The organism is Methylobacterium sp. E-025 (assembly GCF_022829705.1).
GTDB lineage: Bacteria > Pseudomonadota > Alphaproteobacteria > Rhizobiales > Beijerinckiaceae > Methylobacterium.
In genome coordinates, this window is record NZ_JAKSYR010000141.1 from 134,218 (window position 1) to 148,594 (window position 14,377).

Annotated in this window: 13 protein-coding genes; 8 read left to right on the forward strand and 5 right to left on the reverse strand. The window is 73.3% G+C overall.

The features are described from left to right. Positions 1-55: 55 nt before the first annotated feature. Positions 56-1,210, forward strand: a complete 1,155-nt coding sequence (locus MKK64_RS21425) for a pyridoxal phosphate-dependent aminotransferase (RefSeq protein WP_243937066.1) — start codon at positions 56-58, stop codon at positions 1,208-1,210. A 20-nt stretch (positions 1,211-1,230) separates the two neighbouring features. Here MKK64_RS21425 and MKK64_RS21430 read toward each other — a convergent pair whose 3' ends face one another. Then, complete coding sequence (locus tag MKK64_RS21430; RefSeq protein ID WP_243937074.1) at positions 1,231-2,493, reverse strand: methyl-accepting chemotaxis protein; 1,263 nt, start codon at positions 2,491-2,493, stop codon at positions 1,231-1,233. Positions 2,494-2,775: 282 nt separating this feature from the next. Continuing rightward, on the reverse strand, positions 2,776-5,928 hold the full coding sequence (locus MKK64_RS21435) for a ribonuclease E/G (protein WP_243937076.1): 3,153 nt from the start codon (positions 5,926-5,928) through the stop codon (positions 2,776-2,778). 782 nt (positions 5,929-6,710) lie between these two features. Here MKK64_RS21435 and MKK64_RS28140 point away from each other — a divergent pair. Beyond that, the gene (locus MKK64_RS28140; RefSeq protein ID WP_279593292.1) at positions 6,711-6,836 is read left to right on the forward strand and encodes a hypothetical protein; all 126 of its coding nucleotides are present in this window, start codon (positions 6,711-6,713) and stop codon (positions 6,834-6,836) included. Positions 6,837-7,053: 217 nt separating this feature from the next. Next, positions 7,054-7,668, forward strand: coding sequence for a ParB-like protein (locus MKK64_RS21440; protein ID WP_243937078.1), 615 nt, complete (start codon positions 7,054-7,056; stop codon positions 7,666-7,668). Between the two features lie 16 nt (positions 7,669-7,684). Here the strand turns inward: MKK64_RS21440 and MKK64_RS21445 are convergent, their stop codons facing one another. Continuing rightward, the gene (locus tag MKK64_RS21445; protein ID WP_147729430.1) at positions 7,685-8,080 is read right to left on the reverse strand and encodes a PRC-barrel domain-containing protein; all 396 of its coding nucleotides are present in this window, start codon (positions 8,078-8,080) and stop codon (positions 7,685-7,687) included. Between the two features lie 132 nt (positions 8,081-8,212). Between MKK64_RS21445 and mepA the strand changes: the two genes are divergently transcribed. Beyond that, positions 8,213-9,145, forward strand: a complete 933-nt coding sequence (gene mepA, locus MKK64_RS21450; RefSeq protein ID WP_147860117.1) for a penicillin-insensitive murein endopeptidase — start codon at positions 8,213-8,215, stop codon at positions 9,143-9,145. A gap of 37 nt (positions 9,146-9,182) precedes the next feature. Here mepA and MKK64_RS21455 read toward each other — a convergent pair whose 3' ends face one another. Both MKK64_RS21455 and MKK64_RS21460 read right to left on the reverse strand, forming a co-directional pair. After that, a complete protein-coding gene (locus MKK64_RS21455; protein ID WP_187274936.1) occupies positions 9,183-9,479 on the reverse strand; it encodes a hypothetical protein in 297 nt (98 codons plus the stop codon). Between the two features lie 62 nt (positions 9,480-9,541). Next, positions 9,542-10,444: a LysR family transcriptional regulator gene (locus MKK64_RS21460; protein WP_243937080.1), complete on the reverse strand. Its 903-nt coding sequence runs from the start codon at positions 10,442-10,444 to the stop codon at positions 9,542-9,544. Between the two features lie 156 nt (positions 10,445-10,600). Here MKK64_RS21460 and MKK64_RS21465 point away from each other — a divergent pair, with 156 nt between their 5' ends. From MKK64_RS21465 to MKK64_RS21480, 4 genes are all read left to right on the forward strand, one after another. Continuing rightward, the gene (locus MKK64_RS21465) at positions 10,601-11,545 is read left to right on the forward strand and encodes an ABC transporter substrate-binding protein (protein WP_147728326.1); all 945 of its coding nucleotides are present in this window, start codon (positions 10,601-10,603) and stop codon (positions 11,543-11,545) included. Positions 11,546-11,660: 115 nt separating this feature from the next. Further along, a complete protein-coding gene (locus tag MKK64_RS21470; protein ID WP_147844334.1) occupies positions 11,661-12,527 on the forward strand; it encodes an ABC transporter permease in 867 nt (288 codons plus the stop codon). 17 nt (positions 12,528-12,544) lie between these two features. Then, complete coding sequence (locus tag MKK64_RS21475; RefSeq protein WP_147728329.1) at positions 12,545-13,324, forward strand: ABC transporter ATP-binding protein; 780 nt, start codon at positions 12,545-12,547, stop codon at positions 13,322-13,324. Positions 13,325-13,549: 225 nt separating this feature from the next. Then, positions 13,550-14,365, forward strand: a complete 816-nt coding sequence (locus MKK64_RS21480; protein WP_243937090.1) for an alpha/beta hydrolase — start codon at positions 13,550-13,552, stop codon at positions 14,363-14,365. Positions 14,366-14,377 lie beyond the last annotated feature (12 nt).

Below are 14,377 nucleotides of genomic sequence, written 5' to 3' on the forward strand. Positions count from 1 at the left end.
ATCGCCGACCCGTCCGAGGGCTGACCCGCGGCCGCCGCCCGGGTACAAGCATCCGATGATCCCCATCTCCCGCCGTGCCGCCGCCGTCGCGCCCTTCCTCGCCATGGACGTGATGGCCGCCGCCGCCGGGAAGGCGCGCGCCGGCGAGGACGTGGTGCGGATGGAGGTCGGGCAGCCCTCGGCGCCGGCGCCGCGGGCGGTGATCGCCGCCGCGCAGCGCGCGCTCGAGGGCGGCCGCGTGCCCTACACCGAGGCCCTGGGGATGCCGGAGCTGCGCGCGCGCATCGCGCGGGACTACCGCGAGCGTTACGGCGTCGCGGTGGCGCCGGAGCGGGTCGTGGTCACCACCGGCTCGTCGGCCGGCTTCATCCTGGCGTTCCTGAGCCTGTTCGACGCCGGCGCCCGTGTCGGCGTGCCCCAGCCGGGCTACCCGGCCTATCACAACATCCTCGCGGCCCTCGACCTGGTGCCGGTGCCGATGCGGCTCCGCGCGGCCGACCGCTACGCCCCCACCGCCGCGCTGCTGCGGGAGACCCATGCCGCGCACGCCCTCTCGGGCGTTCTGGTGATGAGCCCGGCCAACCCCTCGGGCACGGTGATCGGCGAGGCGGCGCTGGCGGAGCTGTGCGCGGCGGCGCGGGCGCTCGGCCTGCCCTTCGTTTCCGACGAGATCTACCACGGGCTCGGCTACGGCGTGCCGACGACGACCGCCCTGCGGTCCGACCCGAACGCGATCGTGATTAACTCGTTCTCGAAGTACCACTGCATGACCGGCTGGCGCGTCGGCTGGATGGTGGTGCCCGACGCCCTCGTGCGCCCGATCGAGCGGCTGGCGCAGCACCTCTACATCTCGGCGCCCACCCTCTCGCAGGTCGGCGCGCTCGCCGCCTTCGACGCCACCGAGGAACTCGACGCGGTGCGCGACGGCTACGCCCGCAACCGCGCGATCCTGCTCGACGCGTTCCCGGGCCTCGGCCTCGGGCGGACGCATCCGGTCGACGGCGCGTTCTACCTCTACGCGGACGTGGCCCGCCTCACCAACGACGCCTCCGCCTTCTGCCGGCGGATGCTCGACGAGGCCGGCGTGGCGGCCACCCCCGGCCTCGACTTCGACCGGGAGGCCGGCCACCACCACGTCCGGTTCTCCTTCGCCGGCTCGGAGGCCGAGTGCCGGGAAGCGGTGCGGCGCCTGCGAATCTGGCTGGCGTGAGCGCGGCGCGGACGCCCCGGTCAGGCCGCCAGGACGGCGGCGTCCGCGACCGAGGCGGCGGCCAGCGCCGTCGCGGTCGCCGCCTCGAAGGCCTGGAAGGCGGCGGTCGCAGCGGTCCAGTCCTGCGCCTTCACCCCGGCGCAGAGGGCAGCCGCGCGGGCGGCGGCATCGGCGACGCCGGCGCGGACGCCGGCGGGCAGGATCGGATCGACGGTGATCGTCATCATGCCGGTATGCGGCACCGCGCCGATCAGCACCGAGGCGAGGCGGCGCTTCCAGGCGGCGCAGTCGGCCGGCAGGCGGGCGAGGGCGAGGGTGAGCGGGTCGCCGTCCATGCGGTCGAGCAGGGTGCGGCTCAACGCTTCGAGCGCCTCCAGCTGGCCGATCGCGTCCTGGATCTCGCCGCGGGACTTCTCGGTGCCGGCGGCGATCCGGCCGACATTGGTCGCGATCTCGCCGGTGGCGAGGATCTGCTGCTCCATCACCTCGGCCATCGCCCGCATCTCCGAGGCGGCCTCGGCGACCGCCGCGCTCTCCGCCTCGACGCGGGCGTTGGCGCGGTCCATCACCTCGGAGCCCGCCGCGACCGCGGCGCGGCTGTGGCCGACCGCGGCGTGCATCGCCGACAGCTCCGTCTGGAGCGCGGAGAGCCGCGCGCGGATCTCGTCGGTGGCGCGGGCGGTCTGGCCCGACAGCGCCTTCACCTCGCCGGCGACGACGGCGAAGCCCCGCCCCGCCTCGCCGGCGCGCGCCGCCTCGATGGTTGCGTTGAGCGCCGACAGGTTGGTCTGGGCCGAGATCGAGGCGATCGCGGTCGCCATCTCCTCGATCCGCCGCGCGGCCGCCGCGAAGCCTTCGAGGCGCCCGCCGATCTCGGACGTGCCGACCTGGATCTCCTGCATCCGCTCGCCGGCCTGGCGCATGTCGGCCGCGCAGACCACGATGCCCTCGCGCGCACGCTCGGCCGTCTCGGCCGAGGTCTGCGAGCGGGCGGCGATCTCGCTGGTCGAGGCGGCGAGTTCCTCGCTCGCCGCCGCGATCAGCCGGGCCTGGTCGGCGACCTGGGCGGAATCGTGGGTGAGCCAGCCGATCGAGGTCCCGGCCGAGGAGGCCGCGGCCGACAGGCGCCCGGGCAGCCGCAACGTCTCGGGGTCGGCCGGCGGCGCGACCGGCGCGGGAGCCTCGTCGGCGACGCGGTCGAGGACGGCGGGGGCAACGCTGGCGGGAGCGACTACCGAAAGGGCCGGCCTTTCAGTCCTGGCTTTGCGGAAGTAGCTCAACATCGATTGTGTCCCCTGCCGTAAAGCTTCAACCTAAGATGGAATAGGTCAATAAGGGGTTTAGACCGGGCGCGTTTGCTCGAAGAGCGGCCGACATTCGGCTGTTCCCGGGACCTCGACCCGTTGCCGTGGGCCGCGGGGACCGCCCGGCGCGACCGGCGGCGGCGGACGCAGGAACGGCGCTCCACCCGGCCGCCCGCGGCCGATTGGTGTCCATTCCAAAAAATTCGGCTCACGACACGGGGTGTCGTGAGCCGGATCCGGTTCAGCCCGTCTCGCGCAGGCTCATTCGCCGGTGAGCGCCGCCTTGGTGCGCGACCACCAGCCGGCCCGCTTCGGCCGGTCGGGATCGGACGGCTCGCTGAGCACCACCGCCACCGGCTCCGGAGCCCGTGCGGGGGCTGCGGGCGCGGGCTCCTCGGCGGCGGCCGGCTCGGCGGAAGGCTGCGCCGGGGCTTCGGCGGGCGGCGCCTCCACCGGGCTCGAGACCGGCAGCTCGACCGCGGTCTCGACGGGCGGCACGGCCGCGGCGATCGCCTCGGCGACGGCCTCGGCGCTCACCGGCTGCTCCGGCTGCAGCTCGGCGATCGGATCGCCGGCCTCGTCGGGCAACGCGTCGGCTTCGAACGCGGCGCCTTCGGACAGGGGGGACTCGGACAGCGTGGCCTCGCCGCCGTCCCGGCCGCGGCCCTCGGCGCGGCCGCGGCCGCCCCGACGTCCCCGGCGCCGGCGGCGGCCACCGGCATCCTCCTCGCCGTCGGCCGGCGCCGCGGACTCGCGGGCCTGCGCCTCGGCGGGCTCGGCGTCGCCGCCCTCCGTGGCCTCGCCTTCGTTGATATCGCCCGGGATGGCGTCGCCCTCGGCGTCCTCGTCGCCCGCCTCGGCGCCGGCCTGCGCGCCGCGCTCGGCCTCGCCGCCCTCGGGCCGGCCGCCGCGCTTGCGCCGGCGACGCCGGCGGCGGCGCTGGCCGTCGCCCTCGTCCGACTTCTCCGAGCGCTCGGCACCGGCCTCGCGCGCATCCTCGGCCTCGTCGTCCGCATCGGCCTCGCCGAGGGCGTCCTGCGCGAGCGCCTCCTCGGCGGTCTCGTCCTCGGCCTCCTCGAAGCCGTCGTCCTCCTCGATCTCGGAGATCGGCGAGATCGCCACGGCGCGGATCCCGGTGACCGGGCCCTCGGCGCGCTGGGCCGGCTCGCCGCGATCGAGCTGGTAGGCCGTGGTGGCGCCGAGCCGCTCGTCGGCGGCGATCGTCACGCTGACGCCGAAGCGCATCTCGAGCTCGTGCAGGTGCCCGCGCTTCTGGTTGAGGATGTAGAGCGCCACCTCGGTGCGGGTGCGCAGGATCAGGTTGTGGCTCGACGCCTTGAGCAGCGCCTCCTCGATCGCCCGCAGGATGTGCAGCGCGACCGACGCGGTGGCGCGCACGAAGCCCGATCCGCCGCAATGCACGCACGGGATCGACGAGGATTCGAGCACGCCGGTGCGGATGCGCTGGCGGCTCATCTCCATCAGGCCGAAGGGCGAGATCCGCCCGACCTGGATGCGGGCGCGGTCGTTCTTCAGGCAATCGTTGAGCTTCTTCTCGACCGCGCGGTTGTTGCGCTTCTCCTCCATGTCGATGAAGTCGATCACCACCAGGCCGGCGAGGTCGCGCAGGCGCAGCTGGCGGGCGACCTCCTCGGCCGCCTCCATGTTGGTGCGCAGCGCGGTGTCCTCGATGTCGTGCTCGCGGGTCGAGCGCCCGGAATTCACGTCGATCGAGACCAGGGCCTCGGTCGGGTTGATCACGAGGTAGCCGCCGGACTTCAGCGTCACGTGGGTCGAGAACATCGCGTCGAGCTGCTGCTCGACGCCATGCTTGGCGAAGATCGGCGTCGGGTCGCGATAGGGCTTCACCACTTTCGCCTGCTGCGGCATCAGCATCCGCATGAAGTCGCGCGCTTCCGCGTAGGCCGCCTCGCCCGAGACCAGGACCTCGTCGAGGTCCTTGTTGTAGAGGTCGCGGATCGCCCGCTTGATCAGCGAGCCCTCCTCGTAGACCAGCGCCGGCGCGGTCGAGGACAGGGTCAGCTCGCGCACGCTCTCCCACAGGCGCATCAGGTATTCGAAGTCGCGCTTGATCTCCGGCATGGTGCGCGAGGCGCCCGCCGTGCGCAGGATCACGCCCATGCCGTCCGGCACCTCCAGCGCCTGGGCGGTCTCCTTGAGGCGCTTGCGGTCGGCGGCCGAGGTGATCTTGCGGGAGATCCCGCCGCCGCGGCCGGTGTTCGGCATCAGCACCGAGTAGCGGCCGGCGAGCGACAGGTAGGTGGTGAGCGCCGCGCCCTTGGTGCCGCGCTCTTCCTTGACGACCTGCACCAAGATGATCTGGCGGCGCTTGATCACCTCCTGGATCTTGTAGTGGCGGCGGTGGCTGCGCGGGCGCTCGGGCAGCTCGCCGAGCGCATCGCCGTTGCCGCCGACCTGCGAGATCTTCGGCTCGGCGTCGGGATCCTCGTCGCCCTCGTCCTCGTCGGACTCCTCGTCGTCGCCGTCCTCGTCCTCGTCGTCCGAGTCGTCGTCCTCGTCCTCGTCGTCGGACTCGTCCTCGTCGGACTCATCCTCGGACGCCGCCGGCGCCTCGGCGACGGTGAGGCTCTCGGCCACGGCGACGATCGCCTCGGGGCGCGGCGCCGCGTCGGCGGCCTCGGGAGCGGCCGCATCGCGGGGCGCGTCGGCCTCGGGCGCGTGGGCCTCCGCCGTGTCCTGCGTCTCCGCGGCGGGCTCGCCGATCGCCGTCTCGGGCAGGCTGGCGGATGCGTCGCTACCCGGCGCGATCGCACCCTCGGCCGGCGCCTCGCCCGACGGCGTCCCGCCGGCGTGATCCGCGCCGGACCCGGTCTCGTGCGCCGGCGCCTCGTGCACGTGCGTCTCGTGCGCCTGCGTCTCGTGCCCTTGGGCCTCGTCGTGACGGGGCTCGCCGGCCTGGGCGCCGTGCTCGTCCGCGTGCGAAGCCTCGTGCGACGTCTCGGTCGCGTGCGCGACGTCCTCGGTGCTCACGGTCTCGTCGAGCTTGGCCGCGGCGGCCTCGGCCCGGCGCCCGCGGACGCGGCGGCCGTTGTTGCGCGGCGACTTGCGGCGGCGCTCCTCGCGCTCGCGGTGCTCCTCGGCGTCGCGGGCCTCGTCCTCGAGCAGCGCCTGCCGATCGGCGAGCGGGATCTGGTAGTAGTCGGGGTGGATCTCCGAGAAGGCGAGGAAGCCGTGGCGGTTGCCGCCGTACTCGACGAAGGCGGCCTGGAGCGAGGGCTCCACGCGCGTCACCTTGGCAAGGTAGATGTTGCCGCGAAGCTGGCGCCGGTTGGCCGCCTCGAAGTCGAATTCCTCGACCCTAGAACCGTGAACCGTGACGACCCGGGTCTCTTCCGGATGCATCGCGTCGATGAGCATCTTGTTGTTGGCCATGACGAACTTTCGACATGGCGGCGGACGTCGCTCTCCTGGGCCCGTGTCCCGGTGGAGCCTCGCCCGGCCTGAAGGCCGTCAGGGAGAGGGCTCGCGCCGGCCTCGAAACCGAGGCCGCGGGGGCTGAACTGAAGGGATTGCCGTCAACCGCCGCTCGGCGCGCGCTTCCGCTGCGCCTGGGGTTGAACCTGATCGGGGGAACGGACGGATCGGCGCGACGCGCATCGCGCACGCTGACGGCACGGGCAACGGCAATCGATGCTGTGCCTCCGTCCATCTGTATTCCCGACCTCGCGAAAACCATCTCGACCGTCCCGTCATGCCGAGGCGGCCGCGAATTCCATGAAACTCATGCGCCGGGACGAGGCCCGTCGCGTGTGCAGATCCCCGGCCGTCCAGGGCCGCAGCGGCGGAGAAGCGTCGCCGCCGAGGGCGCGCCGTCGCCCGTTCGCGGGCGTCGGCGCACAAACGATCCCGTGAGGACCGGACAGGGCCTGCCATCATTACAGATCGTCGCAGGGCTTTGGCAAGGCCGAGCCGAAACGCCGCCGGAGCGGGCCCGGCGTGGCGTGGGTTTCAAAGCGGGCGGCGTGTTCGCGGCGGGCCCGGCGGCCCGCTCCGCCGGCCGCATGGTTCCGGGATCGAGCCCCTTAATCTCGCCGGCTTTGGAGCGCGTCCTGACGGCGTGGCCCCAGCGGCACCGCGGATGCGGCGCCCGGCCGGGGCCGCCGCGATGACGATTCTGCCGGACGACCCCCTCGGATGGAGCGCGCGAGCCCTTGTTGAAAACCATTGCCCTGGTCGCCTCGGTCGCCGCCTTCCTCGCGGTCCGGGCCCTCGTGAAGTTCCTGCTGCTGCCGTTCCGCGCGCTTCGGCACCTGCGCAAGGACAGCCCGGTCTCGACCTGAGCCCCGGCTCTGGCGGCGCGCATGCGCGTGCCGCGGGCAGGGCGACGGCATCGCTGAAATCAGCCGTTGCAAGGCTCGGCTGCAAGGCTCGGCTGCGAGGCCGCCGGCTGTCGCAACCGTGAACGGCAGGGTGCCGATCGCGCCTTCCCGCCGGCACCGGAATCATGACAGATCGCCGCGGGGGCCTTGAGAGCCCGGCCGTGGGAACACCGAATCGATGGCCATCCGAGAGCCGGTGCTGGCGCCCGTCCCGATCGCGGATCTGCGCCCGACGCAGATGACCGTGGGCTACCGGGAGGTTGCCGAGAAGCGCCGGCGCTGGCGCGACTACGACGAGGACAAGCGCGCCGCCTTCCTCGGGGCGCACATGGTGCCGACCCTGCTCGGGCCGAAGAAGCACCACTACGTCATCGACCACCACCACCTCTCCCGCGCCCTCATGGAGGAGGGCGTCGCGAGCGTTCTGGTCACCGTGGTCGCCGACCTGCACCACCTCGAGAAGGATGCGTTCTGGACGGTGTGCGACCACAAATCGTGGGTCCACCCCTACGATGCGGACGGCGTCCGCGTCGGGTTCAAGGAGATCCCGAAGACGATGGGGGATCTCGCCGACGACCCCTTCCGCAGCCTCGCCGGCGAGCTGCGCCGGGCCGGCGGCTTCGCCAAGGACACCACGCCGTTCAGCGAGTTCCTCTGGGCCGACTATCTCCGCCGCCACATCAAGCCCAAGCGGGTCGAGAACGACTTCTCGGCCGCGCTCGAGGAGGCGATGGCCTTGGCCAAGGCGCCCGAGACCAACTACCTGCCGGGCTGGTGCGGGCCGACGACGTAGCCGGGCCGCGCCCGCGTCACAGGCCCCAGTACGGCGCCGCGTTGTAGTAGCGGTGGACCCGTTCCTCCCAGGCGCGGTCCTCGGCCGGATCGGTGCCCTCGGGCGAGCGCGGCGGCGCGTCGCGCAGCTGCGCCTCGGTGATGTCGACGACGTAGGCGTCGTGCTCGGGCGAGAAGCGCAGCACGCCCCAGGGCAGGGTGTGGAACCCCTCGCCGAGACCGAGGAACCCGCCGAAGCTCATCACCGCGTAGGCGACCTGGCCCGAGCGCTTGTCCAGCATCAAGCGCTCGATCCGCCCGACCTTGGTGCCGTCGGGGCGGCGCACGTCGGTGCCGACGACGCGGTCGTGGGCGATCAGGCTGCGGGGCTGCTCGTCGGGGTTCGCGGCCGGGATCTCGGGTGCGGGCGTCATGCGGCGGCCTCGGGCTCGGTGGGTGCGCCCGCGCTCGGCGGGCGCGGCACGGGTCTGCCCGAAAAACGCCCCGGCGGCGGGCGACGTTCCGATCCTCGACGCGCGACCGCCGGACCGGATACACAGACCCGCATGCACAAGCGCCGCCTCGCCCTCCCCGCCGCCCTCGCGCTCGCCTCGGCGCTCGCGGCCTCCGCCGCCCACGCCCAGGACAAGGGCAGCCTCAACCCCAAACCCCTGCCGCCGCTGGAGAATCCCGACGCGCCCTCGACCCCGGCCAAGGCGCTGTTCGGCCGGGTCACCGGCCCGACCTCCGGCCCGACCCACGCCTACGGCTCCTATGCCAAGGGCTGCTTCTCGGGCGGCGCCGCGCTGCCGATCGACGGGGCGACGTGGCAGGTGATGCGCCTGTCGCGCAACCGGAACTGGGGCACGCCCTACCTCGTCGACTTCCTGGAGCGGCTGGCCGGCAAGGCGCCGCGGGTCGGCTGGCCGGGCTTGCTCGTCGGCGACATGTCCCAGCCCCGCGGCGGCCCGATGCTCACCGGCCACGCCTCGCACCAGCTCGGGCTCGACGCCGACGTGTGGCTCACCCCGATGCCGGACCGGCGCATGACGCGGGCGGAACGCGAGGAGACCTCGGCCACCGACATGGTGCGGCCGGACCGCCTCGACATCGACCCCGACACCTGGACGCCGGAGCGGCTGAGCCTGATCCGCCTCACCGCCGAGCAGCCGGAGGTGGCGCGCATCTTCGTCAACCCGGCGATCAAGAAGGCCCTGTGCCGCGAGGCGGACGGCAACCGCGGCTGGCTGCGCAAGGTGCGCCCGATGTACGGGCACAACTACCACTACCATATCCGCCTCGCCTGCCCGGACGGCCAGGATTCCTGCGGCGACCAGGCCGCCCCGCCCCCGGGCGACGGCTGCGGCGAGGAGCTCGCCTACTGGTTCAGCGACGCGATCCTCCACCCGAAGCCGGCGAAGACCAAGCCGAAGCCGCGGCCGCCGATGACCATGGCGGCCCTGCCGGCCGAGTGCCGGATGGTGCTGAAGGCGCGCTGAGGCCCGGTCTTCCGAGCTTGTCCGCCGGCGCGTCGGATCAGGCCAGCTCCTCGCCGGGCGTCGGCTCGGCCGCGGCGGCGCCCGGCTCCGGCGCGGGGGCCGGCGGGGCGGCGGGCGGCTGGTCGACCAGCGTGCCGATCAGGTCGAGCAGGGCCCGGTGCTCCGGCCCGCCCGCGCCGGCGCGCAGGAAGGCGCCGATCGCGGTCTCGGAGGTGCGGCCGCCGGACGACGCGTTCGGCTCGTGCAGGATCACGGCCTCGGCGCCGTCGGCGCGGCGGAGCCACCAGCGGTCGCCGTTCTCGCTCGCGTAGATCAGGCGTCGGTCGGTCTTCATGGCGTCGCTGTCCTGGTTGGCCCGCACGGGAAAGTCGGCGGGCGCGGTTTCGCTCCCGCGCCTCAGGCCCCCGCCTGCCGCCGGTCGAGGCTCTGGGTGAGCTGGTCGGCGAACTTCGCCGCGGCGACGGACAGCAGGCGCCCGCGCAGCTGCCCGAGGATCATCACCATTGGGTCGAGGTCGCGCCCGTCGATCGGGCGGCTGACGAGGCGGGGATCGTCGGGGATGCCGCTCGGCACCTGCAGGCTGACCGCCTCCTCGCGCAGCACGAGGTTGCGCAGGAACTCGAGCGAGCTCGATTCGACCACCGGCCCGAGCGGCACCCCCCGCCGCGCCAGGGCCTGCTCGAGGTGCAGGCGGATCGCCAGCGACCGGTCGGGCAGCGCCATCGCGTGGGCGAGGCAGTCGCGCAGGCGCACCGGCCCGGTCTCGCGGGCGAGGGGATGGCCGGCCCGCATCAGCGCGCAGAGCGGCTGGCGGCAGGAATATAAAACGTGCAGGTCGGCCGAGGGCGGCGGCTGCAGCACCAGGGCGAGGTCGGCCTCGAACGCGGTCAGCGCCGCCACCGCCTGGACGTGGTCGCGGACCTGCACCGTGAACCCGACCAGCGGAAACCGCGCGCGATAGGCCTGGACCTCCTCCGGCACCACCTGCGTGACGAAGGCCTGGCTGCAGGCGAGCGCCACGTGCCCGCGCCGGACCCCGGAGAGGTCGGCGATCTGCGAGCGCACCCGCTCGAGGTCGGCGAGCTGGTCGCGCGCGTGCCGGACCAGCAGCTCGCCGGCCGCGTTGAGCCGCATCCCCTGCGCCAGCCGCTCGAAGATCGGCGTGCCGAGCTCGTACTCGATGTCCTGGACCTGACGGGTCAGCGCCGAGGGCGCGATGTTCAGGCGCTCGGCCGCCCGGCGGATCGAGCCGCTCCGGGCGATCTCGGCGATGCAGGCCAGCGTCCGGGTGTGCTTCATCGCCAAGACCCGCTTCGGGCACGGGTCCTGCAACCCGCTCCGGCAAGCCTAGGCCACCCGTTGCCCGCACCGCAACGGCACGATCCCGAACGAGCACTCGTTTGCAACGGTCGGCGCAACTAGGCTCCAAATCGTCGCCGACCCCGGAGTGAAGCCATGATCGACCGCCGCACCCTCCTCGCCGGCCTCGGGGCCGGGCTGGTCTCGGCCCCGTTCGTCGCCCGGGCGGCGGAGCCGGTGACGATCCGCATGGGCTCGCTCAAGCTGATCCACTCGATCGCGCCGTACTTCTACGAGCGCTTCACGCCGGCGGGCACCCGGGTCGAGGTGATCCCGTTCGAGAGCCCGACCGAGTGCAAGAACGCGGTGGTCACCAAGTCGGTGGATTTCGGCACCTTCGGCATCGCCTCTGCGACGCTGGGCGCGGCCGCCGGCGAGCCGCTGACGGTGATCGCCTCGACCTGCAACGGCGGCATGGCGATCATCTCCAGGAAGGATTCCGACATCCGCGCGATCAAGGACCTCAAGGGCAAGCGCGTCGCCCTGTGGCCCGGCTCGACGCAGGAGGTGTTCGCCCTCGAGCGCATGCGGATGGAGGGGCTGTCGATCCGGGACATCGTGCCGGTGCGGATCTCGTTCTCGGAGATGCATATCGCCCTGGCGCGGGGCGACATCGACGCCTATGTCGGCGCCGAGCCCGCCCCCGGCGTCAGCCTGTCGAGCGGAGTCGGCCAGCTCGTCGAGTACCCCTACGGCACCGCGATGGGCTCGCTCAACATGGTGTTCGGCACCCACCGCGACACGATCGCGAGCAAGCCGGACCTCGTGCGCACCATGCTGGAGATCCACCGCAAGGGCACCGAGTTCGCGGCCAAGAACCGCGACGCGATGATCGACATGGCGGTGGCCAAGCTCGGCCAGAAGCGCGAGGCGCTGGCGATCTCGGCCCCCAACGTCGACCTGACGTGGCAGCTCGGCCCGGACGAGGTCAAGAAGGCCGAGGCCTACGCCCAGCACATGCTCGCCCTCAAGCAGATCAAGCGCCTGCCCGAGCCCGGCTTCATCGACACCACCTTCGTCGACGCGATGCGGGACGCGTGACATGAGCGCGATGGCAGCGACGGAGGCCGGATCGGCCGCCGCCGGCGACGCGGCGCTCCCCCTCTCCCGTTCGGGAGAGGGTTGGGGTGAGGGGTCCGGTCTGTCCGGAGAGGTCATGCCCCTCGCCCTGTCCCCCTCCCGAACGGGAGAGGGGACCCGCGCTCCACGCCATCGCGACCGGGCCTCGTTCGCCGTGAGCATCCTCCGGCGCCTGACGGCGCCCGCCCTCGCGCTCGCCCTCCCCGTCGCGCTCGCGCTGGTCTGGCACCTCGCCACCGTCGGGAGACCCTACAGCCTGATCCCGCCGCCGGCCGAGGTCTGGACCGAGATGCGGGATCTGGCCGTCGGCGGGATCAACGACGACGCCTTCAGCGGCACGCTGTGGACGCATCTCGCCGCCTCGCTCGCCCGCGTCTTCGGCGGGTTCGCGCTGGCCGCGGCCGCCGCCCTGCCGCTCGGGCTGCTGATCGGACGCGTGCCGCTGATGCGGGCGCTGCTCGACCCGACCTTCCAGATCCTGCGGCCGGTGCCCGTCACCGCATGGCTGCCGCTGGCGATGATCCTGTTCGGACTCGGGCCGCGCTCGGCCTACTTCCTGGTCTTCCTCGGGGCGTTCTACCCGATCCTCGTCAACACGATCTTCGGCGTGCGCTCGGTCGAGCCGCGATTGTTCGAGGCCGCGGCCATGCTCGGATGCACGGGGACGGCGCAGTTCGCCCGCGTCGTGCTGCCGGCCGCCCTGCCCTCGATCTTCACCGGCCTGCGCCTCGGCCTCGGCTTCGCCTGGGTCGTCATCGTGGTGGGCGAGATGACCGGGGTGCAGACGGGTCTCGGCGCGATCATCATGGAGGCGCGCCAGCTCTCCCGCACCGAGATCGTCATCTGCGGCATGGTGGTGATCGGCGTCGCCGGGTTCGTCTCCGACCGGATCGTCATGGAGATCGGGCGCCGCCTGCTCGCGTGGAGCCCCGCGCATGGTTGAGAACCGGAGATCCTCGGATGGCTGACCCGACCCTGCCGATCGTCGAGGTGCGCGACGTCTCCAAGACCTACCGCTCGCAGGGGCGCAGCACCGAGGCCCTGCGCGGCGCCAACCTCACCGTGCGCCGCGGCGAGTTCGTCTGCCTGCTCGGGGCCTCGGGCTGCGGCAAGTCCACCCTGCTGCGGATCGTGGCCGGCTTCGAGGCGGCCACCGGCGGCGAGGCCCTGATGTGGGGCAAGCCGATCCCCGGCCCGGGCCCGAGCCGCGGGATGGTGTTCCAGGATTACGGCCTGTTCCCCTGGCTCAGCGTGCGCGACAACATCGGCTTCGGCCCGAAGGCGCGGGGCCGCCCGGCCGCGGAGGTGCGCGACACCGCCGCCCGCTACATCGACCTCGTCGGCCTCGCGGCCTTCGCCGACGCCTACCCGCACCAGCTCTCGGGGGGCATGAAGCAGCGCGTCGCCATCGCCCGCGTGCTCGCCAACGAGGCCGAGGTGGTGCTGATGGACGAGCCGTTCGGGGCGCTCGACGCGATGACCCGCGAGCGGCTGCAGGACGAGCTGCTCGACCTGTGGAGCCGCACCGGCCTCACCGTGCTGTTCGTGACGCACGCGATCGAGGAGGCGATCTTCCTCGCCGACCGCATCGTGATGATGTCGCCCGGCCCCGGCCGGATCGAGGCGGTGCACGCGATCGACCTCCCCCGCCGCCGCGACGTGTCGAGCCCCGCCTTCAACGACGTGCGCCGCATGCTCTCGGCCCAGCTCCACAGCCACCATGCGCCGAAGGCGGCCTGAGGTGGCTGCGGCAGCGAGGATCGTATCCGTCTCGGAGCCGCGACGCGGCCCCCTCTCCCAGGGAGAGAGGGTGGGGGTGAGGGGCGTGACCTCTCCGGACGGTTCTCATCCCTCACCCCAGCCCTCTCCCGCCCGGGAGAGGGGGCCCGCGCCTGCTTCGGAGGGCCTGGCGCCCGATCGAACGGCTGCGGCCTGAGCACGATCGCAAACCAGAGGCCGGCGACCATGCCCGAGACGACCGATTGGCAAGACCTCGACCGCGCGGCGCTGAGCCGGGCCTACGACAATTCCGGTGCGGTGGCCGACAGCGCCGCCATCGTCGCCGGCTGGCGCGCGCGCAGCGCCGCGTTCCGCGAGCGCCATGCCGAGGCGCTGGACCTCGCCTACGGGCCGGGCGAGCGCCAGCGCATCGACGTGTTCCGCTGCGGGCAGCCGAGCGCGCCGATGCTGGCCTTCCTCCATGGCGGCTACTGGCAGCGCAACGACCGGCGCGGGTTCTCCTGCATGGCCGAGGGGCCGCTGGCGCTCGGGCTCGACGTGGCGCTGGTCGGCTACACCCTGGCGCCGGAGGCGAGCCTGACCGCGATCGTCGCCGAGGCCCGCGCCGCCCTGGCGCTGCTGCGCGCCGATGGCGGCGGGCGCAGGCTCGTGGTCTCCGGCTGGTCGGCCGGCGGGCACCTCGCCGCGCAGGTCGCCGACGGGGCCGATGCCGGGCTCGCGATCAGCGGCCTCTTCGACCTCGCGCCGATCGCCGGCACGAATCTCAACGACGCCTTGAGCCTGAGCGCGGAAGAGATCGCGGCGCTCTCGCCGATCCGCCACCTGAGCCCGGGCGCGCCGCCCGTCGCGGTGCTGTACGGCGCCGACGAGCTGCCCGAGCTCCGGCGCCAGTCGGACGCCTACCACGCCGCCCGCCACGCCCTGGGGCTGGACGGGCCGCTGATCCCAGTGACGGGCGCGAACCACTTCACCGTGCTCGACGCGCTGATCGACCCCGAGGGCGCGATCGCCCGGACGGCGGCGCGGCTGGCCGGATTGTAGCGCCGACGCTCC